22 protein-coding genes are annotated in these 17,591 nt (G+C 73.2%); 7 read left to right on the plus strand and 15 right to left on the minus strand.

The window, feature by feature from the left end; genetic code table 11:
* Positions 1–2: 2 nt before the first annotated feature.
* Genes glp through ABZ671_RS00120 form a run of 3 tightly spaced genes read right to left on the minus strand, consistent with a single transcriptional unit; the run spans position 3 to position 4,498 of the window.
* Positions 3–1,316 (minus strand): gephyrin-like molybdotransferase Glp, encoded by a 1,314-nt coding sequence (gene glp / locus ABZ671_RS00110; RefSeq protein WP_357848712.1) that lies wholly within the window; start codon positions 1,314–1,316, stop codon positions 3–5.
* On the minus strand, positions 1,313–2,266 hold the full coding sequence (locus tag ABZ671_RS00115; protein ID WP_357848715.1) for a UTP--glucose-1-phosphate uridylyltransferase: 954 nt from the start codon (positions 2,264–2,266) through the stop codon (positions 1,313–1,315). Before ABZ671_RS00115 ends, glp begins: the two co-directional genes overlap by 4 nt.
* 9 nt (positions 2,267–2,275) lie before the next feature.
* Positions 2,276–4,498, minus strand: a complete 2,223-nt coding sequence (locus ABZ671_RS00120; protein ID WP_357848718.1) for a diguanylate cyclase — start codon at positions 4,496–4,498, stop codon at positions 2,276–2,278.
* 83 nt (positions 4,499–4,581) lie between these two features.
* Between ABZ671_RS00120 and ABZ671_RS00125 the strand changes: the two genes are divergently transcribed.
* The 3 genes from ABZ671_RS00125 (at position 4,582) to ABZ671_RS00135 (ending at position 6,399) form a co-directional block, all read left to right on the plus strand.
* Complete coding sequence (locus ABZ671_RS00125) at positions 4,582–5,211, plus strand: 5-formyltetrahydrofolate cyclo-ligase (protein WP_357848721.1); 630 nt, start codon at positions 4,582–4,584, stop codon at positions 5,209–5,211.
* Positions 5,212–5,309: 98 nt separating this feature from the next.
* On the plus strand, positions 5,310–5,645 hold the full coding sequence (locus tag ABZ671_RS00130; RefSeq protein WP_357848724.1) for an FmdB family zinc ribbon protein: 336 nt from the start codon (positions 5,310–5,312) through the stop codon (positions 5,643–5,645).
* 256 nt (positions 5,646–5,901) lie between these two features.
* Entirely contained in the window at positions 5,902–6,399 is a 498-nt protein-coding gene (locus ABZ671_RS00135) for a flagellar biosynthesis protein FlgA (protein ID WP_357848726.1), read from the plus strand.
* 9 nt (positions 6,400–6,408) lie between these two features.
* Here the strand turns inward: ABZ671_RS00135 and ABZ671_RS00140 are convergent, their stop codons facing one another.
* On the minus strand, positions 6,409–6,585 hold the full coding sequence (locus ABZ671_RS00140) for a hypothetical protein (RefSeq protein ID WP_357850654.1): 177 nt from the start codon (positions 6,583–6,585) through the stop codon (positions 6,409–6,411).
* 79 nt (positions 6,586–6,664) lie between these two features.
* On the opposite strand from ABZ671_RS00140, the gene ABZ671_RS00145 reads away from it, so the two are divergent.
* Positions 6,665–6,994 (plus strand): hypothetical protein, encoded by a 330-nt coding sequence (locus ABZ671_RS00145; protein ID WP_357848729.1) that lies wholly within the window; start codon positions 6,665–6,667, stop codon positions 6,992–6,994.
* Positions 6,995–7,001: 7 nt separating this feature from the next.
* Here ABZ671_RS00145 and ABZ671_RS00150 read toward each other — a convergent pair whose 3' ends face one another.
* On the minus strand, positions 7,002–7,484 hold the full coding sequence (locus ABZ671_RS00150) for a DUF2231 domain-containing protein (protein WP_357848732.1): 483 nt from the start codon (positions 7,482–7,484) through the stop codon (positions 7,002–7,004).
* Between the two features lie 114 nt (positions 7,485–7,598).
* Here ABZ671_RS00150 and ABZ671_RS00155 point away from each other — a divergent pair, with 114 nt between their 5' ends.
* Positions 7,599–8,027 (plus strand): Fur family transcriptional regulator, encoded by a 429-nt coding sequence (locus ABZ671_RS00155; protein WP_357848734.1) that lies wholly within the window; start codon positions 7,599–7,601, stop codon positions 8,025–8,027.
* A 78-nt stretch (positions 8,028–8,105) separates the two neighbouring features.
* On the plus strand, positions 8,106–8,960 hold the full coding sequence (locus ABZ671_RS00160; RefSeq protein WP_357848737.1) for an oxygenase MpaB family protein: 855 nt from the start codon (positions 8,106–8,108) through the stop codon (positions 8,958–8,960).
* Positions 8,961–8,979: 19 nt separating this feature from the next.
* On the opposite strand, the gene ABZ671_RS00165 is transcribed toward ABZ671_RS00160, so the two are convergent.
* From ABZ671_RS00165 to ABZ671_RS00210, 10 genes are all read right to left on the minus strand, one after another.
* A complete protein-coding gene (locus tag ABZ671_RS00165) occupies positions 8,980–9,813 on the minus strand; it encodes a PD-(D/E)XK nuclease family protein (protein WP_357850557.1) in 834 nt (277 codons plus the stop codon).
* Between the two features lie 144 nt (positions 9,814–9,957).
* Complete coding sequence (locus ABZ671_RS00170; RefSeq protein WP_357848740.1) at positions 9,958–10,572, minus strand: MarC family protein; 615 nt, start codon at positions 10,570–10,572, stop codon at positions 9,958–9,960.
* A 40-nt stretch (positions 10,573–10,612) separates the two neighbouring features.
* Complete coding sequence (locus ABZ671_RS00175) at positions 10,613–11,479, minus strand: PHP domain-containing protein (protein WP_357848743.1); 867 nt, start codon at positions 11,477–11,479, stop codon at positions 10,613–10,615.
* A 56-nt stretch (positions 11,480–11,535) separates the two neighbouring features.
* Positions 11,536–12,780 carry a hypothetical protein gene (locus ABZ671_RS00180; protein ID WP_357848746.1) on the minus strand — a complete coding sequence of 415 codons (1,245 nt, stop codon included), beginning with the start codon at positions 12,778–12,780 and terminating at the stop codon, positions 11,536–11,538.
* Complete coding sequence (locus ABZ671_RS00185; protein WP_357848749.1) at positions 12,777–13,466, minus strand: SigE family RNA polymerase sigma factor; 690 nt, start codon at positions 13,464–13,466, stop codon at positions 12,777–12,779. The genes ABZ671_RS00180 and ABZ671_RS00185 overlap by 4 nt, the downstream gene beginning before the upstream one ends.
* A gap of 105 nt (positions 13,467–13,571) precedes the next feature.
* Entirely contained in the window at positions 13,572–14,447 is an 876-nt protein-coding gene (locus ABZ671_RS00190; protein WP_357848752.1) for a PH domain-containing protein, read from the minus strand.
* A 6-nt stretch (positions 14,448–14,453) separates the two neighbouring features.
* Positions 14,454–14,612, minus strand: coding sequence for a hypothetical protein (locus ABZ671_RS00195; protein WP_242796591.1), 159 nt, complete (start codon positions 14,610–14,612; stop codon positions 14,454–14,456).
* Between the two features lie 275 nt (positions 14,613–14,887).
* Positions 14,888–15,511, minus strand: coding sequence for an RNA methyltransferase (locus ABZ671_RS00200; protein ID WP_357848755.1), 624 nt, complete (start codon positions 15,509–15,511; stop codon positions 14,888–14,890).
* A gap of 49 nt (positions 15,512–15,560) precedes the next feature.
* Positions 15,561–16,052, minus strand: a complete 492-nt coding sequence (locus ABZ671_RS00205; RefSeq protein WP_357848758.1) for a hypothetical protein — start codon at positions 16,050–16,052, stop codon at positions 15,561–15,563.
* 72 nt (positions 16,053–16,124) lie between these two features.
* Positions 16,125–16,640, minus strand: coding sequence for a MaoC family dehydratase (locus ABZ671_RS00210; RefSeq protein WP_357848761.1), 516 nt, complete (start codon positions 16,638–16,640; stop codon positions 16,125–16,127).
* A gap of 548 nt (positions 16,641–17,188) precedes the next feature.
* On the opposite strand from ABZ671_RS00210, the gene trxA reads away from it, so the two are divergent.
* Positions 17,189–17,551, plus strand: a complete 363-nt coding sequence (gene trxA / locus ABZ671_RS00215; RefSeq protein WP_357848764.1) for a thioredoxin — start codon at positions 17,189–17,191, stop codon at positions 17,549–17,551.
* Positions 17,552–17,591: the final 40 nt, after the last annotated feature.

The raw sequence follows: 17,591 nt of genomic DNA on the forward strand, positions 1-17,591 counted from the left end.
GCTCACCGACGCCGGTCCAGCAGCAGCACGTCCACAGTCGACCCGGCCGCTGCGGTGGTGACCCGCTCGCCGAGGACCAGTAGGCCGTTCGCCTCGGCCAGGCCGGCGAGCGTGAACGGCCCGCCGGCCAGCGGCTGGACGGTGTACCCGCCGCCGCGCCGCTCGGCCACGTGCGCGGGGCGGAACTCGCGCAGCCCGCCGGGGGACGAGACCGTCTCCAGCAGGTGCGCCCGGACGCTGGGCCGGAACACCGGCTCGGCGCCGGCCAGCAGCGCGATAGCCGGGCGGGCCAGCACCTCGAAGCCGATCAGGGCCGCTCCGGGCTCACCGGGTAGACACACCACCGGCACCTCCTCGGCGCCGACCGTACCGAATCCCAGGGCCGTTCCGGGATAGAGGGCGACCTCTGTGAAGGCCACCGGCCCGGCCCGGCTGCCCTCGCGGCGGGACAGGATCCGGCGGACCATGTCGCCGGGCCCGGTGCCGATGCCGCCGGTGGTGATGATCAGGTCGGCCCGCAGCGTCTGGTCCTCCAGCAGGCCGCGCAGCGCCTCCGGGTCGTCGTCGCAGATCCCCACCCGGTACGCGAGCGCGCCCGCCTCGGCGGCGGCGGCGGTCAGCGCGTGCGAATTGGTGTCCACCACCTGGCCGGGCTGGCTGCCCCGACCGACGTCGACCAACTCGTCGCCGGTGGCCACGACGACCACCCGGGGGCTGGGCCGGACCACGACGTGCCCGATGCCGGTGGCGGCGAAGACGGCGACGAGGGCCGGCGAGACGTACGCGCCGGCGCGGGCGAGCAGGGCACCGGCCGGCAGTTCCTCGCCGGCGCGGCGGACGCCGTACCCGCGCTTGGGAGCGCGGAAGATCTCCACCGCGGCCATGCCCTGGTCGGTCCACTCCACCGGCACGACCACGTCGGCGGCGATCGGCAGCGGCGCGCCGGCCGCCACCGAGAAACACGAGCCGGGGGTGAGCCGGACCGGCCGCCAGCTCGCCGCGCCCAGGTCGCCGACCACGTTGAGCCGGATGCTGCGGCCACCTGGCGTGCCGGAGGGAGCCGGGACGTAGCCCGGGCCCCGGCCCCCTCCGGAGATGTCCTCCCAGCGCGCGGCGTACCCGTCCACCGCCGCCTGGTCGAAGGCGGGGTACGAGTGCGGTGCGACGACGTCCTCGGCGAGGACGTTGCCGTACGCCTGGGTGAGGTCGAGGTCGAGCGGAGGCAGCGCGCGCAACCTGCGCAGCACACTGCCCAGGTAGTCGGCGAGCGGCATCAACTCGTTCGCGGCCGCCTCGGCGTCGGCCGTCGCGGTCATGTACTGGGACCGCCCGACGTGTCGGAGTTGACGAACTCGGCCAGCCACTTGCGGAATTCGGCGCCCAGGTCGTCGCGCTCGGCGGCGATCTGGACGACGGTCTGCAGGTAGCCGAGCGGCATGCCGGTGTCGTAGCGGGTGCCCCGGTAGACGATGGCGTGCACCGGCACCCCCTCGCGGCGCAGCAGCTCCATTGCGTCGGTCAGCTGGATCTCCCCGCCGCTGCCCGGCTCCGTACGCCGGATCGCGTCGAAGATCCGCGCCGGGAGCACGTACCGACCGAGGACGGCGAGGTTGCTCGGGGCGTCCTCCGGCTTCGGCTTCTCCACCATGCCGGTGACCTTGACGACGTCGGCGATGTCGGCGAACTCCGGCTCGGCCGGCTCGACCGAGGCGATGCCGTACCGCTTGGTCTCGGCCGGGTCGACCTCGAAGAACGCCAGCACGACACCGCCGGTGCGGGCCTGCAGCTCCAGCATCGCCGGCAGCAACGGCTCGTCCATCTTGACGAACTCGTCGCCGAGCAGCACCGCGAAGGGCTGGTCGCCGACGTGCGACTCGGCGTACCCGACGGCGTGGCCGAGGCCGAGCTGCTCGGGCTGCCGGCAGGTGTAGATTTCGGCCAGCCCTTCCGGACGGCGTACCGCCTCCAGCAGGTCGGGCTTGTTCGCGAGCCGGGACTCCAGATCGGGCCGGCGGTCGAAATGGTCCACCATCGAGGTCTTCCCGCGCCCGGTGATCAGCAGCACGTCGGTGAGACCGGCCTGGGTGGCCTCCTCGACGATGTACTGCAGCACCGGCCGGTCGACGACCGGCAGCAGTTCCTTCGGGACCGCCTTGGTGGCCGGCAGGAACCGGGTGGCCAAGCCGGCAGCCGGGATGACCGCCTTCACCGCGCGGGCACGGCCGGTCGCGGCCGTCGCTGAGGGATTCGCTGAGTGCTCCGACATGTCGCGAGACTATCGGCCACGGCTCTGCCGCGGCGGGTGAGGACCGGAAGACGCGCCGCGCTGCTCCGCGCTCGCGGCGTCCGCCGCGCCGGCCCGGGGCAGGCCGTCGGGCGGGCTGACCGCCGCAGGCACCACCGGGATCTCCCGGGTGGGTGTCGAGTCGGGTGCCGGGGCCAGTCGGTAGCTGTCCCGACCTGCCGACTTGGCCGCGTAGAGGGCATCGTCGGCGGCGTCGAGGACCTGCTGGCCGGTGGCGGCGTGGTCGGGGTAGACGGCGACGCCGATGGAGACCGTCACCGGCACCCGGACCGGCCCCGAGTGCCCGTTCACCGGCACCGGTTGGTCCCGTACCACCGCGCCGAGCCGCTCGGCGACGATGGCCGCGCCGCGCGCGTCGGTCTCCGGCAGCAACACCACGAACTCCTCCCCACCCTGCCGGAACGCCAGGTCCACCTCGCGGATCTCGCCGCGCACCCGGCGGGCGAACTCCACGAGCACCGCGTCCCCGGCGGCGTGCCCCCAGGTGTCGTTGACGTTCTTGAACCGGTCGAGATCGAGGGCGAGGACGCTGAGCATCCGCCCGAACCGGTTCGCCCGCTCCACCTCCCGCCGGATCGACTCGCGAAGGTAGCGGTAGTTCCACAGCCCGGTCAGCGGGTCGGTCAGCGAGAGTCGCTGCGCCTCCTCGTGCACCCGGACGTTCTCCACCGCCACCGCCGCGTGCCCGGCGAAGGTCCGCAGGGTGACCAGGTCGTCGTCGTCGAACTCGTCCGCGCCGAGCCGGTCGTAGAGGGCCAGCACGCCGAGCGCCTCGGACGACGGCTCCGGGTCGCGGCGCGGCGGGTCCAGGTCGTCGGCCGGCGGGTGGCCGGGCCGGGCCGGGCCGCGCCCGCCCAGGTCCGCCGCCCTGGGCGCGGCGAACGGCACCGCGATGTACGTCTCGCAGGTCGGTTCCCCGGTCGGGGCGTCCGCCAGTGCCCACCGGCCGCACAGCGGCTCCCCGGTGGCGGCCACCGTGCCGATCACCCCGGTGCCGACGGGCACCCGCAGTGTGGCCGGGTCGGATCCGTCGGTGCTGGGCCAGCGTCCGTCCAGCCCCTCGACGCACCGGCCGACGAGCATCCCATCGCCGTCGAGCAGCAGCACCGCCCCGGCCCGGGCGCCGGTGGCGGCGATCGCGCTGTGCAGGATCACCCGCAGGATGCGTTGCAGGTCGTGGGTGCTGGCCAGGGTGTCGCCGAGCACCGCCAGGTGGCCGCGCAACTGATCCCGGCTGTTGGTCAGGGCGGCCACATAGCTGCCGGTTTCCCGGGCCATCCGGTTGAACGCCCGGGCCAGCCGGCCGATCTCGTCCCGGCTGCGGACGGACACCCGGGCGGTCAGGTCGCCGTGCGCCACCCGGTCCACCGCCCCGGCCAGCTCGACCAGGGGCCGGGTGGTCACCCGGGCCAGCCGCCCGGCGGCCAGCACGGCCAGCACCGCGGCGAGCAGCACCGCGCCGACCAGGACGACGTACAGGGCCGGCGGGCGCTCACCGGGGACCGAGAGGATCAGCGGTAGCGGCTGCCCCGGGAACGGGCCGAGCCGGCGGACGTACCGGCCGTCGCTGGTCTCGGTGACCCGGTTCCCGTCGGCCGTGCGGGCGGCGGCCAGCACGGCCGCGCGTACCTCCGGGGTTTCGGTGGTGTGGGTGACGCGGTCGGTGCCGCCGGGATCGTCCAGGAGGGTGACCGCGACGCCGGTCACCGCGGCGAGCCGCGCCACGAAGGCCGGGTCGACGGGCTGGGCGGCGGCGACCGTGCCCAGGTCGGCGCCGGCGGCGTCGCGGAGCTGAACGGTGGCGGCGAGTGCGCGGACCGGGCCGGCGGCCGGCGGCGTGCCGGCGCAGTCCTGCCAGGGCCCGGCGGGACCACCCGGGGTGGCATAGCTGGTCCGGCCGGCGGTGTCGGTGATCAGCACGGCGGCGGCGAGGCCCCGCCCCACCACCTGGTCGGCCGCGCGGGGCCGGGCGGCGGCGTCGGTGACCAGCGCGACCGCGTCGGCCGCCGCGCGCAGCTGCTGGCAGAGGGCGTCCACCGAGGTACGCACCCCGGCGGCGGCCAGGCCCAGCCGCTCGGTGGAACGGCCGCGGTCGACGGCCGACATCATCGATCCGACGAAGAAGGCGCCGAGCAGAACGGGGCCGAGCACCACCACGAGGAAGGCTGCCGTCAACCGCCCGCGTAGCGTCAAGCCTTCTCCCCGGAAGTTCTGCGCCCTTGCTGCGATGCTGACACAGAGCGACGGGTAGGCAAGCGTGGCGTCAGGAGTGTTGCGTGCCGGAATTTTCGGATGAAGCGGATGTGACGCATGCTGCGAAGCGGGATTTGCGTGTCGCGTTGCTCGCCCACCGTCGGTCGCTGTTCGCTACGGCCCGGGCGGAGGCGGCGGCGCGCGTCCAGGCCGAGCTGACCGCCCTGGTACGCCGGCTCCGTCCGGCCCGGATGAGCGGGTACGTGCCGGTCGGCTCGGAGCCGGGCGGGAGCGACCTGCCGGAGGTGCTGCGGGCCGCGCTCCCGCCGGCGGCGGAGCTGCTGCTGCCGGTGCTCCGCGACGACCTGGATCTGGACTGGGCGGCGTACACCGGCGCGGAGTCGCTGCACGCGGCCGGGCGGGGACTGCGTGAGCCGACCGGGCCCCGACTGGGGCGCTCCGCCGTGGCCGCCGCCGAACTGGTGATCGTTCCGGCCCTGGCCGTGGACCATCGGGGGCGGCGGCTGGGCCGGGGCGGCGGCTCGTACGACCGGGCGCTGGCCCGGGTGCCCGGGTCGGCCCTGACGGTGGCCCTGCTGCACGACGGGGAGCTGCTCGAGGCCGTGCCGGCGCAGCCGCACGACCGCCCGGTACGCGCCGTGATCACCCCCACCGGCGGTCTACGTACGCTGCCCCGGACAGCGCTTGTCTGACAACGCACTTCCGCTGGACGAACCCGGGTTCCATGACGCACCATTGGCACTCGAATACGTCGAGTGCCAACCCGGCCGTGCCAGATCCGGAGGAGACCGTGCCTACCTACCAGTACGCCTGCACCGCGTGCGGCCACCAGCTCGAGGCGGTGCAGTCCTTCAGCGACGAGCCGCTGACCGAGTGCCCCGCGTGTGAAGGACGGCTGCGCAAGGTTTTCAACTCGGTCGGCGTCGTGTTCAAGGGCTCCGGCTTCTACCGCACCGACTCGCGTTCCTCTGGCTCCGAGAGCAAGAGTGGCACCTCGAGCAAGCCGGCCAAGTCGGAGTCGTCATCGAGCAGCACGTCGAACGGGTCGAGCAACGGCTCGTCGTCCTCGACCGGCGGCTCGGCCACCAAGGCGCCCGCCGCTACCACCTCCGCGACTTCCTCCTGACCTTCAATTCGCGCAGATCCTCAGAAAAGTGGTTATTCCTCCTGGAATGGCCACTTTTTTTACGTCGACGAAGGCATGCAGCCGCTACGCACACTGTGGCCGACGCCGGACGAAACCTGAGCCACCCATAGCAGATCATCTCGCTGGCCGCGGCCTGTCCACAGTGCTTCCCGCCATCCACAGGCCGATGCCTTCGGCCGGCGTCGGTTCCTAGGCTGGGCGGCGTCCATCGGGTGGCTGGCAAGGAGGGGCGCGGGTGGCGGCGGACGAGGGATCACTACGGCCGGTGCGGTGGCGCGGGCTGCCCCGGGGCGGGACCCTGCTCCGGGTGGCGCTGGTCGCGGTGCTGCTCGGCCTGGCCGCCGCCGTCTTGCCGGCCCCCGCCGGCTGCCCGCCCGGCGCAACCCCGGCCCGACCCACGCCGGCCCCGACTTCCTCGCCACCGAACGACGGCCGCCCCGGCGGCGCGCTGCCGCTGCCCGACGGGTCCGTCGGCGTACCGGTCCGGCTGGCCGAGCCGGCCGCCCTCGCGGTGCTCCGCCCGGGCGCCCGGGTGGACCTGCTGGTCGTGCGGGGCGGCGAGGCGGCCGGGGAAGCGACGCTGCTCGCCCCGCGGGCGTTGGTGCTCGACGTGGTGGGCGCCGGGGCGGTCGACGGTTCCTCCGCGCTCTATTTGGCGCTTCGACCCGAGCAGGCGCTGCGGGCGGTCGGGTTGCCCGAAGGCAGCCGCTTCGCGGTGGTGGTACGCGAATGACCGGCGTGGTCAGCCCCAGTGCGGCGGGCGCTCGGCCAGCAACCAGTCGTCGTTGCCACCGGGCCGCTCGCCCCAGCCGCGGTCCGTGTCGTCGCTGGTCTGCTCGGGCAGCACCACGAGATCATCGCTGAGGTCGACCACGCGGTCGTCGTCGCCGCGTGCGCCACGCATGCCGGGATCGCTCACGAGCGGCAAGGATACCGCCAGAAGACGTCCGTCGCGTCCGGCGGGCCGAGTGGCCACGGCGTTGGTAGCGTCGGACGGCGTGACGACGCCGAGCGGTACTCCCGACGACGAGTTCTGGCGACGCCCGACACCGGACCAGCCGAAGGGCGGAGTCGACAGCGGCCAGCCCGGAAGCGGTGTGCCGGGCAGCGGCTATTCCGGCCCGCCGCCGACCACACCACCCCCGCCCGGCTGGCGGCCGCCCGTGCACGTGCGGCCCGCCCCACCCCGGCAGCTGCCGCCGCAGGACATGGCCGCGATGGACCGGACGGAGCAGCGGGCCCAGCGGCTCACCTACGGCATCGGTGCGGTCGCCGGGGTGGTGCTGGTGATCCTGACGTGTCTGCTCTGCTCGCGGGTGATCTTCTGACCCAGGGTCAGAGTGTGCCGCCCCAGACGACCTGGGCGCCGCTGTCACCGGCCAGGTAGACGTACACCAGCGCGAAGACCGCGAGGACGACCACCATCCCGGTCAGCACCGGGGCCAGCCAGCGGGGCAGGCTGCGCACCCGAGCCAGGCCGCTGGTCACCAGCAGGAGCAGCAGCGCCGCCACCGCCAACCCGATGGTGAACCAGAACAGGGTGTCGCCGTACTCGGCGTGCTCCTCGATCTTCCTGAGGAACTCGCCGCCGAGGCCCCGCTGCCGCTGCGCCTCCTCGAACGCCTCCCCGGACTCCTTCGCCACGAACGTGGCGATCGGAGTCACCACGGACAGGCCCGCCACCGCCCAGTCGAGCCGGGACCGCCACCAGGGCAGCACCCCGTACGCGACGGAGATCAGCGCCAGCAGCGGCACCAGCACCACGACGGCGTGTACGACCAGCGGGTGCAGCGGCAGGCCGTTGACTTCCGTGAACACCGACACCTCCAACGAGTGAACCGAAGCGCCCGCCAGCGTACGACCGTGTGGCCCGCACCACCCAGCATCCCAGCGCGGTTGTCGCCCCCCGAAGGCACGTGCTGTCATTAGTTCATGTCCAGCGGTGAGGAACTGCTCCGGTCGAGGGGCCTCCGGGTCACCCGACCGCGGCTCGCCGTGCTGGATGTCCTCGCCGCCGGCGGTCACCTGGAGGTCGACGAGATCACCCGCCGGGTCCGCGAGCGGCTCGACTCGGTCTCCACCCAGGCCGTCTACGACGTGCTCGGCGCGCTCTCCCGGGCCGGCCTCTCCCGCCGCATCGAGCCGGCCGGCAGTCCCGCCCGTTACGAGGCACGCGTCGGGGACAACCACCACCATGTCGTCTGCCGGGGCTGCGGCGAGATCGCCGACATCGACTGCGCGACCGGCAGCGCCCCCTGCCTCGACCCGAACACCGCGCACGGTTTCGAGGTCGACGAGGCCGAGGTGACCTTCTGGGGGCTCTGCCCAATGTGCCAGGCCCGCCGCCGCCGCGGCGACTGAACCCCCGCGCGATCACACCTGGGATCCGGGCCACTCGCGGGGGCACTAGGCCGGGCCTGCGCATGGCACTCTTGGGCGGTGGACACCGATGACCTCGGCCTGTTCGGTCCGGGATCGGTCACGTGGAAGGTGCACGCGGAGCCGATCCTGATCGTCGCGGGCCTGCGCTCGCTCTACCTTCAGGCGTTGCACCCCCGGGCGATGGCCGGAGTCGCTCAGAACAGCAGCTACCGCACCGACGCGTGGGGGCGGCTGGTCCGGACCGCCACCTACGTGGCGACGACGGTCTACGGCACCACCGCCGAGGCCGAGGCGGCCGGCCGCCGGCTGCGTACGCTGCACGCTCGGATGCGGGCCACCGACCCGTCCACCGGCGAGGAGTTCCGGATCGACGAGCCGGGGCTGCTGCGCTGGGTGCACGTCACCGAGGTCGAGTCGTTCGTCAGCACCGCCCGCCGTGCCGGTCTCGCCCTGAACGACGCGGAGGTCGACGCCTACTACACCGAGCAGCGCCGGGCGGCGGCCCTGGTCGGGCTCGACCCGGCCGAGGTGCCGGGCACCGCCGCCGAGGTGGCCGACTACTACCGGCGGATCCGCCCGGACCTGCGAATGACGAGGGAGGCGGCGGAGACGGCCCTCTTCCTGACCGCCCCGCCTATCCCCTGGAAGCTCAGTCTGCCGGCGCGACTCGGCCTGCACCTCGGCCCGCCGCGCTGGGCGTACCTGGGAATCGCCGGCACCGCGCTGGCGCTGCTGCCGGCGTGGGCGCGCCGGTTGTACGGCGGCCTGGGCCTGCCCACCACCGCGCTGTCGGCGGAGATGAGCATCCGCGCGCTGCGCCTCGCCCTGGCGGCGCTGCCGCGCCGCTACCGGGAGGGCCCGATCCAGCAGGCCGCCAAGGAACGCGCCGCCCGTCTCGACAGCGCCGCGTAGCCCGCCGGCGAGCCGCGAGCTAGGCGGGCTCGGCGGGGCGGTCCATGGCCGCCCACGGGTCCTTGCCCGGGGTCTGGGCGCCGGTGGGGCAGGTGCGTCGGTAGTCGCACCAGCCGCAGCGCGGCCCCGGGGTGACGGGGAACGCCTCGTCGGGGTCGGTGCCATCGGCGATCGCCCGCTCGGCGGCCATGATGTCCCGAGCGGTCTCCTCGGCGCGGGTCAGCTGCCGGTGCAGCGACTCCGGGGTGTGCTCGTGCGCGGCGACCGTGCCGGTGGGCAGGTGGTGCAGCTCCACCCGACGGCAAGGCCGGCGGAACACCCGCTCGGCCGCGTACGCGTAGAGGGCCAGGGCCTGCGAGCCGCGAGCGTCGTCGCCGTCCAGCCCGGTGCGGCCGGTCTTGTAGTCGACGATGACCAGCTCGGGCCGCCCGTCGGGGCCGGGACGGGAGTCGATCCGGTCGGCCCGGCCGTTGAACGCGAGCACCCCGGTCTTGACGGCCACCACCCGTTCCACCCCGACCGGCTCGTCGGCCGGGTCGAGCCCCGCCACGTACGACTCCAGCCAGGCCAGCGCCCGGCGGAAGGCGGCCCGCTCCTGCTCGTCGTCACGGTAGCCCTCGCGCACCCAGGTGCCCTTGAGCAGCGTGGCCAACGCCTCGGGGCGGCGGCGGTCCGGCGGAAGCGCGTACCAGTTCTTCAGGGCGGTGTGCACACTGGCGCCGAGCGAGTTGTGCGCCCACGGCGGCCCCTTGGGCGGCGCGGGCCGGTCGACGTAGGAGTAGCGGTAGCGCCGGGGACAGTCGGCGTACGCGCCGAGCTTGCTGGGCGTGCAGACAAAGAGGCGCTCCGGCATCCCCTCGAAACCGAGCTGCTCGGCCTGCTCGGCGCGGGGCCGGGGCGGCCGGCCGCCGGTGGGTCGTCCGGTCGGGGAGGGTCGTCGCACGCCTGAGATCCTGCCATCCGGGTACGACATCGCGGCGACGGCGGGGCCGACGGATCAGCGCATGGTGAGGAACTCGGTCACGAAGGCGGCTACGGCGTCGGCGATGAGCTGCACCGCGATGGCGGCCAGCAGCAGACCGGCGATCCGGGTCAGCACCTCGATGCCACCCGGCCGGAGGATCCTGACGATCACGCCGGAGAAGCGCAGCGCCACCCAGACGGCGACCATCACCGCGAGGATCGCGAGGGCGATCGCAAGGTAGTCGGTGGCCGGGCCGGCCCGCTGCACGAAGAGCATCGTGGCGACGATGGCACCCGGCCCGGCCAGCAACGGGGTGCCCAGCGGCACCAGGGCGACGTTGGAGGTGGTCTGCTGGCTCGGGTCGTCGGCCTTGCCGGTCAGCAGCTCCAACGCGACGAGCACCAGCAGCAGCCCGCCGGCGGCCTGCAACGCCGGCAGCGAGACGTGCAGGTAGGCCAGGAGGGTCTGCCCGGCCACCGCGAAGATCACAATCACCCCGAGCGCCAGCGCGACGGCCTGCCAGGCGGCCCGGTTCCGGTCGCGGGCCGGCAGGGGGCCGGTGAGCGCGAGGAAGATGGGCAGCATGCCGGGCGGGTCGACGATCACCAGCAGGGTCACGAAGACCTCGAAGAAGAGCTTGAGATCCACCTGAACACGGTAGCCGCGCCGCGGTAACCCTAACCGCGGATCAGCCCCAAGCGACCGGGGTCACCCCGCTGGCCAGGGCGACGAGGCGTTCGTACACCTCGGGGTCGGTGGTGTGCGCGCCGAGTTGGACGGTCTTGTGCGTGCCGTGGAAGTCCGACGCCCCGGTGACCAGCAGGCCCAGCTCGACGGCGAGCCTTCGGACGTGAGCCCGCTCGGCCGGGGTGTGGTCCTCGTGGTCGGCCTCCAGGCCGGCCAGCCCGGCCGCCCCCAACGCGGCGATCAGCTCGTCCGGCACGATCCGCCCGCGCCGCGAGGCCCGTGGGTGGGCGAAGACCGCCACGCCGCCGGCCGCCCGGATCAGCGTCACCGCCCGGAACACGTCGATGTCCTCCTTGGGCAGTCGGTACCGCTCCCCCAGCCAGTCCGGCCCGAACGCCTCGCTGGTGGTGGCGACCAGCCCGGCCCGGATCAACGCCTGGGCGATGTGCGGGCGGCCGACCGTCCCGCCGGCCGCGCCGGCCAGAATCTCCGGCCAGCTCACGTCGATGCCGTCGGCCTGCAACAGCCGTACGATCCGCTCGCCGCGTTCCTCCCGGGCGCGTCGGACCCGGGCCAGCTCGGCGACGAGCTCCGGCTCGCTCGGGTCGAAGAGGTACGCGAGCAGGTGCAGCGGGATCGCCGGCTCGACGCCGTACCACCGGCAGGAGATTTCCGCACCGCGTACCAGGGTGAGCCCGGGTGGCAGCGCACCAACCGCGGCGTCCCAGCCCCCGGTGGTGTCGTGGTCGGTGATCGCGACGACGTCGAGGCCGGCGTCGGCGGCGGCCCGGACCAGCTCGGCCGGGCTGAGGGTGCCGTCGCTGGCGGTGGAGTGGGCGTGCAGGTCGATCCGAGCGGCAACGGTCACCTCGCCGACGCTACCGCCCTGGTACGACCGCCGGTCGCGGCGGAGCAGGCAACCGGTCAGGGTTGGATGTCGGCCACCACGACCGGCCGGTCACCCGGAGCAACCCCGTCGACCGGCGCCGAGAAGGGCTGCTCGCCGGCCGTCACCTCGTCGGGGCGTACCCGGACCAGCGCGCCGGTGGCGTCGACGTGCAGGGCCGCACCGGACCGGGTCCACGTCACCACCCCCGTCAGCGCCGGCCCGGCGGCCCGGGCCGACCCGCCGGCGCCAAGGGCGTCCAGGTCGACCAGGAGCGCTGCGTTCCGCGCGCCGTTCACCAGCAGCCACCGACCGTCGAGGGAGACGTCGCCGTGGCCGTCGGTGGCGAGCTCCGGGCCGCATCCGGTGCGGACCGGGGCGAGGTCGCGGGCCGGGTCGAGGAGAGCGAGGCAGGGCCGCCGGGGCGTGCCGGCCGAGACCTGGCCGACCACCAGGCCGTCCGGACGCACCCCGTAGACGTTGAGCACGTCCCGGTTCACGGTGCCCAGCCGATCCTCGACTCGGGAGTGCCAGACGCGGAAGCCGCTCGGATCGGGCTGCCGGATCAGGACGGTGTCGCCGGCGAAGCCGACCGGCACGCCCCCCGCCGGGGCCGCCGTCCGGGTGGTCGCCAGCAGCTGCCCGGCGACCGCGCCGGCGGCGAAGACCTCGGTGCCGTCGCGCCAGGCGACCCGGCGCCCGTCCGCGCCGACCGCGATCGCGTCCGCGCCGGCGAGCAGCACCTGCGGCGGCCTGCCGTTCGGTGGCATCCACCAGAGGGTACGGCCGGCCGCGGTGACCGCCGAGGTGAGCAGCCAGCCCCCGTGGTCGGGCACGCGCTGTGCCCGCTCGACCGGGCTCACCCCGGTCAGCTCCCACCGCTCGCCACCGTTGGTGTAGAGCCAGGCGCCGACGATCAGGTCGAGCTCGGGGCGGACCGGGCCGGCCGTGGGGGCCGCGACGGTGGGCAGTGGGGAGGGCCCGCGAGGGTCGCCGAGCACCACGATCGGCGGGCCGTCCGGGCCGGTCGACGCACCGAGCTGAGCCATGCCGGTGGTGACCAGCACCGTGGCCACCCCGGCCAGGGCGAAACCGGTCAGCGCACGGCGGCGGCCGACCCGCCGGGCCCGTCGGACGGCCAGACCCGCCGGGTCGGCGACGAGCGGTCGGGGCGTGGCGACCCGGCGGGCGAAGGTGTCCCGCAGCGCCCGCTCCAGCTCGTCGTCGGTCACGAAAGATGGACGCTCCAGGCCGCCCGCCTGGTTGTCGCAGGGTGCGCTCATCGGGTCTCCACCGGCACGCTGGTGGCGGAACGGGCGAGGGCCGGGCCGGCGGCAATCGGGGCCGGCCGGACCACCGGCGGGCGCGCGGTCGGCGGTGACCCGGCGAGCCGTGGTGTTGCCCGGTGTGCCGACGGCGTGCGCGGCGCGGGGGCCGACCCCGCCGCCTCCGGCTCGGCCGGCAGGCCGAGGGCGGCCTCGGAGCCCAGTCGGCGGCGCAGCGTGTTCAAGGCCCGCGAGGTCTGGCTCTTCACGGTGCCTGGGGAGATCTCCAGCAGGGCGGCGGTCTGCGCCTCGGACATGTCCTCATAGAAGCGGAGGACCAGCACGGCTCGCTGCCGGGCCGGCAGTGCCTGTAGGTGCCGCCAGAGCGCGTCCCGGTCGAGCTGCTGCTCGATCTCGTCAACCCCGGCCCGCTCGGGCAGCACCTCGGTCGGGCGTTCACCGTGCCAGCGACGCCGCCACCAGCTCGTCGAGGTGTTGACCAGAACGCGGCGGGCGTACGGCTCGATGGCCTCGATCCCGCCGAGGCGCTTCCAGGCCAGGTAGGTCTTGGTCAGCGCGGTCTGGAGGAGGTCCTCGGCCGTCGCCCAGTCCCCGGCGAGCAGGTAGGCGGTACGCAGCAGGGCACCGGAGCGGGCCGCGACGAACTCGCGGAACTCCTCTTCCAGCGGGTCCCTGTTCGCCACCGCGTCACCTCCGCGCCCCCGTCCTGCATGGCAGGCTGCCACGTTCGTACGGCTCGGGTCGACGGCAAATGGTGCGCAGTTCCTCCGATGTTCGGACGAAAAGTTTCAGGCGCCGTCGTCCGCCTGGGCCTCGTCCGCCTCCTTGCCCAACCGTGCCTCGACGGCCTGCGGCTCGTACATCTCTTCGACGACGCGCAGGTAGAGCTCGTTCGGGTTGGGCAGGTTCTTGACCTCGCGGAGCGCCTGATCCTGGCCGGCGGACTCCAGCACGAAGGTGCCGTAGTTGAGCGCCCGGCCGGTCGGCGACTGCGTGTATTTCATGTCGGTGACCCGGACCAGGGGCATCATCGCCACTCGGCGGGTGATGATGCCGTTGACCACCATCACCCGCTTGTTGGTGAGGATGAAGCGGTCGTACCACCAGTCGGCGACCCGCCAGGCGACCCAGCCCATCACCGCGAACCAGAGCAGCACCGCGACGGTCGTCAGTGCCCCGACGTTACGCCCGGCGAGGAAGCCGGCGAGGTAGCCGAGGACGAAGGTGGCGGCGATGCCGATGAGGATCGGGGTGGCCAGGTGGATCCAGTGCCGCTTCCACTCGCCCCGGTAACGCTCGGTGGGGAACAGATAGCGAGCCACCAGCGAGCTGGGCTCGTCCTCCAGCGGCAGCACCCGACGGGGGGACATGCCGGAGGCACCGGCCCGCAGCCCGGCCAGCTCTTCCTCGGAGATCTGCGGCTGCTGGTAGCCGGCCTCCGGGTCGCGGATCCAGGCTCGCCCGGAGCGCCCCTCACCGGCGAAAGCCGTCCCGCCGCCCAGGTTGACGTCGTCGGACAGGGCGGGACCGTCGCCGAGGGAGGCACCGCGACCGAGGCCGGGACCGTCGTCAGGGTCGATCCGGGGGATGGGCTCGGTGTCGCGCTCCCGGCGTTCCCAGTTGGGATCGTCGGGGTCGAACGGTGGACCGGCGGGGCTTCCCATCGGCGGCTAGGCGACCAGGTTGGTGAAGAAGTCACCGAAGCCCTGGGCTATGTCCATGATGCCGCCGCCGAGGGACTTGAAGACGTCGGCGGCGGAGTTGGGCCGGTAGGCGACGAAGAAAACCAAGAATGCGATGCCGGCCCAGGTGAGGACCTTCTTGACCATGGCGGGCCATCCTCTCGCGCGGCACCGGGTGCGTTTATCGCAGTGGCACCCAGAGTATCAGCATGATGTCGTAGAGTGAATATCTGCGTCCATTCTCCAACCGTCGGTGCTGGCCGGTCAGGCCCGCCCGTGCCGATGCGGAGACGGTGCGCCGTACACTCGCCGGCCAGGCTATCGCATGAAGCCCCAATCCCCGAGCTTCGCTGGCGTACGCGCGTCGATCGGTCGGAGATCTGCCAGCCACAGTGGAGCGGTCCCGGACCCGACGGATGGGGTCAGTCCGGCGGCGGCCCGGCGTAGGCACGGACCCAGGCGTGCATGGCGATGCCGCTGGCCACGCCCGCGTTGATCGACCGGGTCGAGCCGTACTGGGCAATGGAGAAGAGCTGGTCGCAGGCGGTTCGGGCCACGTCGGACAGCCCCGGCCCCTCCTGACCGAAGAGAAGCACGCAGCGCCGCGGGAGGACGCTCGTCTCCAGCGGCCTCGAGCCGGGCAGGTTGTCGATGCCGACCACCGGCAACTGCCGCGCCGCCGCCCAGGCGACGAACTCGTCGATCGTGGGATGGTGCCGGACGTGCTGGTAGCGGTCGGTCACCATGGCCCCGCGCCGGTTCCACCGCCGCTGCCCGACGATGTGCACCTCGGCGGCGAGGAAGGCGTTGGCGTTGCGCACCACCGTGCCGATGTTGAAGTCGTGCTGCCAGTTCTCGATGGCCACATGGAAGTCGTGTCGGCGCCGGTCCAGGTCCGCCACCACGGCCTCCCGTCGCCAGTAGCGGTAGCGGTCCACCACGTTGCGCCGGTCGCCCTCGGCGAGCAGCTCCGGGTCGTACCTCGGGTCGTCCGGCGGGTCGCCGGGCCACGGCCCCACACCCACGTCGAGCTGGTCGTCGGTCACGGTTTTTAGAGGGTACGGCCTGGCTGCGCCGGCCGGCCCAGGACCCTGGTCAGCGCAGGTCGAGTGCGCCGGCGAGCCGGTCGAGGAAGCGCCGGTCGGCGGGGCTGGGCGCGGCGTCGCCGACCCGGCAGACCCGGGCCGCGACGGACTCCACCCACTGCCGGTAGGCCGCCGAGTCGGCCGGGTCGGCGCGTCGGCGGAGCACCCGCACCGCGGCGCGGCAGGCGGCGAGCAGGTCGACCAGGTCGGTGAGCTGGTCGACCCGCTCGACGGCGCCGTCGTGCCGGGCATAGATGGCGGAGACCACGGCCCGGATCAGGTCGCTGTCGAACCCCCGGCCGGCCGCCACGCCGTCCAGGCCGGCGAGCCCGGCGGCCACCCCTCGCGGCGGGCGCCCGGGGGTCGGCGCGGCGGCGGCGACGAGGACCCGACCCGGCAGTTCGGTCAACAGGTTCCACTCCGCCGCGGAGTAGACGGCGGTGGTCAGCGGTGCGGCACGACGGCCGGCAGAGGGCGGCTCTCCGGCGACGGAGTGGCTCACGGCGTCAGCATATGCCCCGTGATGAGGAACCGACCCCCACCCGCGCGGATCGGGAAGGGGCCGTACGTCGGATCAGCGCGGCTCGGGGAAACTGGGCCGCTCCGGGTCGACGCCCTCGGGCACGGCCGAGGCCGCGTACTCCTTCTTGGGAACCATCACCTTGCGGCGAAAGACGCAGACCAGGGTGCCGTCCTGGTTGTAGCCGCGGGTCTCCACGGCCACCACGCCACGGTCCGGCTTCGAGGCGGACTCCCGCTTGTCCAGCACGGTCGTCTCGCCGTAGATGGTGTCGCCGTGGAAGGTCGGGGCGACGTGCCGCAGGGACTCGACCTCCAGGTTGGCGATCGCCTTGCCGCTGACGTCCGGCACCGACATGCCCAGCAGCAGCGAGTAGATGTAGTTGCCGACCACCACGTTGCGCTTGAACTGGGTCGCCGACCCGGCGTAGTGGGCATCCAGGTGCAGCGGGTGGTGGTTCATGGTGAGCAGGCAGAAGAGGTGGTCGTCGTACTCGGTGACCGTCTTGCCCGGCCAGTGCCGGTAGACCGCGCCGACCTCGAACTCCTCGTAGTAGCGGCCGAACTGCATCCTGGTCCCCCTCAGACGGGCGGCGATGAAGTTCGGCCCAGCATGCCTTACCGCTTGTTAAGGCGGAGGCGGGGGCGCTGGCGACGAGAAAATGTCACACCCCGACCGAGCGGGGGGCGGACGCAATGAGCGGCGGGGCCCTCCCCGGCACCCGCCGCCCACGCTCTGATGTGAGAGATTCTGCCGTACGGCAAGCCCGCGCCGACAGAGACGGACGTCACATTTATCTTTTTGTGACAACACGTTGAGTAATCGATGCGCGCTCCGCAAGCGATCTCCGCAGCTCGGATAGCTCCTTGTCAATCGCGAAGTTACCGTGCCGTAGCACACACTCGCCGTGATCACGTTGGAAACGCTCCCATCACGTGCGGTCACGCAAGTGCGGACCGCACTCGCGTTCCACACATCCGGGAAGACAGATTAGGCTCGATGGATCGGAGCGTGGTCGCGACATAGCGGAACGTTTCGTCGCGTACGTCACGGGAATTGGACGACATCCACCATGGTTCCCACTGGACGTAGGCAATCCGCGCTGATCGGAGAGTGCAATGGCAACGGTTGAGCTGACCACGGCCAACTTCGAAGAGGTGACCGAACGCAGCGGCATCGTGCTGCTCGACTTCTGGGCCGACTGGTGTGGTCCGTGCAAGCGCTTCGCCCCGGTCTACGAGCGCTCGTCGGAGAAGCACCCGGACATCGTCTTCGGCAAGGTCGACACCGAGGCCCAGCAGGAGTTGGGGGCCAGGTTCAACATCCGCTCGATCCCGACGGTGATGGCGATCAGGGACGGCGTGATCGTCTTCGCCCAGCCGGGCGCGCTGCCCGAATCCGCGCTGGAGAACCTGATCGAGCAGGTCGAGAAGCTGGACATGGACGAGGTCCGCCAGAAGATGGCCGCGCACGAGCACTGATTCACCGCCGACGTCCGAACCGTCCGGGTCCCCGCCGGGG

Source organism: Micromonospora sp. NPDC006766 (assembly GCF_040636055.1).
In the GTDB taxonomy this organism is placed as follows: domain Bacteria; phylum Actinomycetota; class Actinomycetes; order Mycobacteriales; family Micromonosporaceae; genus Micromonospora.

Excerpts from the sequence above, each read along its gene's own strand:
- ABZ671_RS00190 (WP_357848752.1), bottom strand. The coding sequence starts at position 14,447 with ATGGGAAGCCCCGCCGGTCCACCGTTCGACCCCGACGATCCCAACTGG.
- ABZ671_RS00210 (WP_357848761.1), bottom strand. The coding sequence starts at position 16,640 with ATGCAGTTCGGCCGCTACTACGAGGAGTTCGAGGTCGGCGCGGTCTAC.
- ABZ671_RS00155 (WP_357848734.1), top strand. The coding sequence starts at position 7,599 with ATGTCCAGCGGTGAGGAACTGCTCCGGTCGAGGGGCCTCCGGGTCACC.
- ABZ671_RS00115 (WP_357848715.1), bottom strand. The coding sequence starts at position 2,266 with ATGTCGGAGCACTCAGCGAATCCCTCAGCGACGGCCGCGACCGGCCGT.
- glp (WP_357848712.1), bottom strand. The coding sequence starts at position 1,316 with ATGACCGCGACGGCCGACGCCGAGGCGGCCGCGAACGAGTTGATGCCG.
- ABZ671_RS00180 (WP_357848746.1), bottom strand. The coding sequence starts at position 12,780 with ATGAGCGCACCCTGCGACAACCAGGCGGGCGGCCTGGAGCGTCCATCT.
- ABZ671_RS00165 (WP_357850557.1), bottom strand. The coding sequence starts at position 9,813 with ATGCCGGAGCGCCTCTTTGTCTGCACGCCCAGCAAGCTCGGCGCGTAC.
- ABZ671_RS00195 (WP_242796591.1), bottom strand. The coding sequence starts at position 14,612 with ATGGTCAAGAAGGTCCTCACCTGGGCCGGCATCGCATTCTTGGTTTTC.
- trxA (WP_357848764.1), top strand. The coding sequence starts at position 17,189 with ATGGCAACGGTTGAGCTGACCACGGCCAACTTCGAAGAGGTGACCGAA.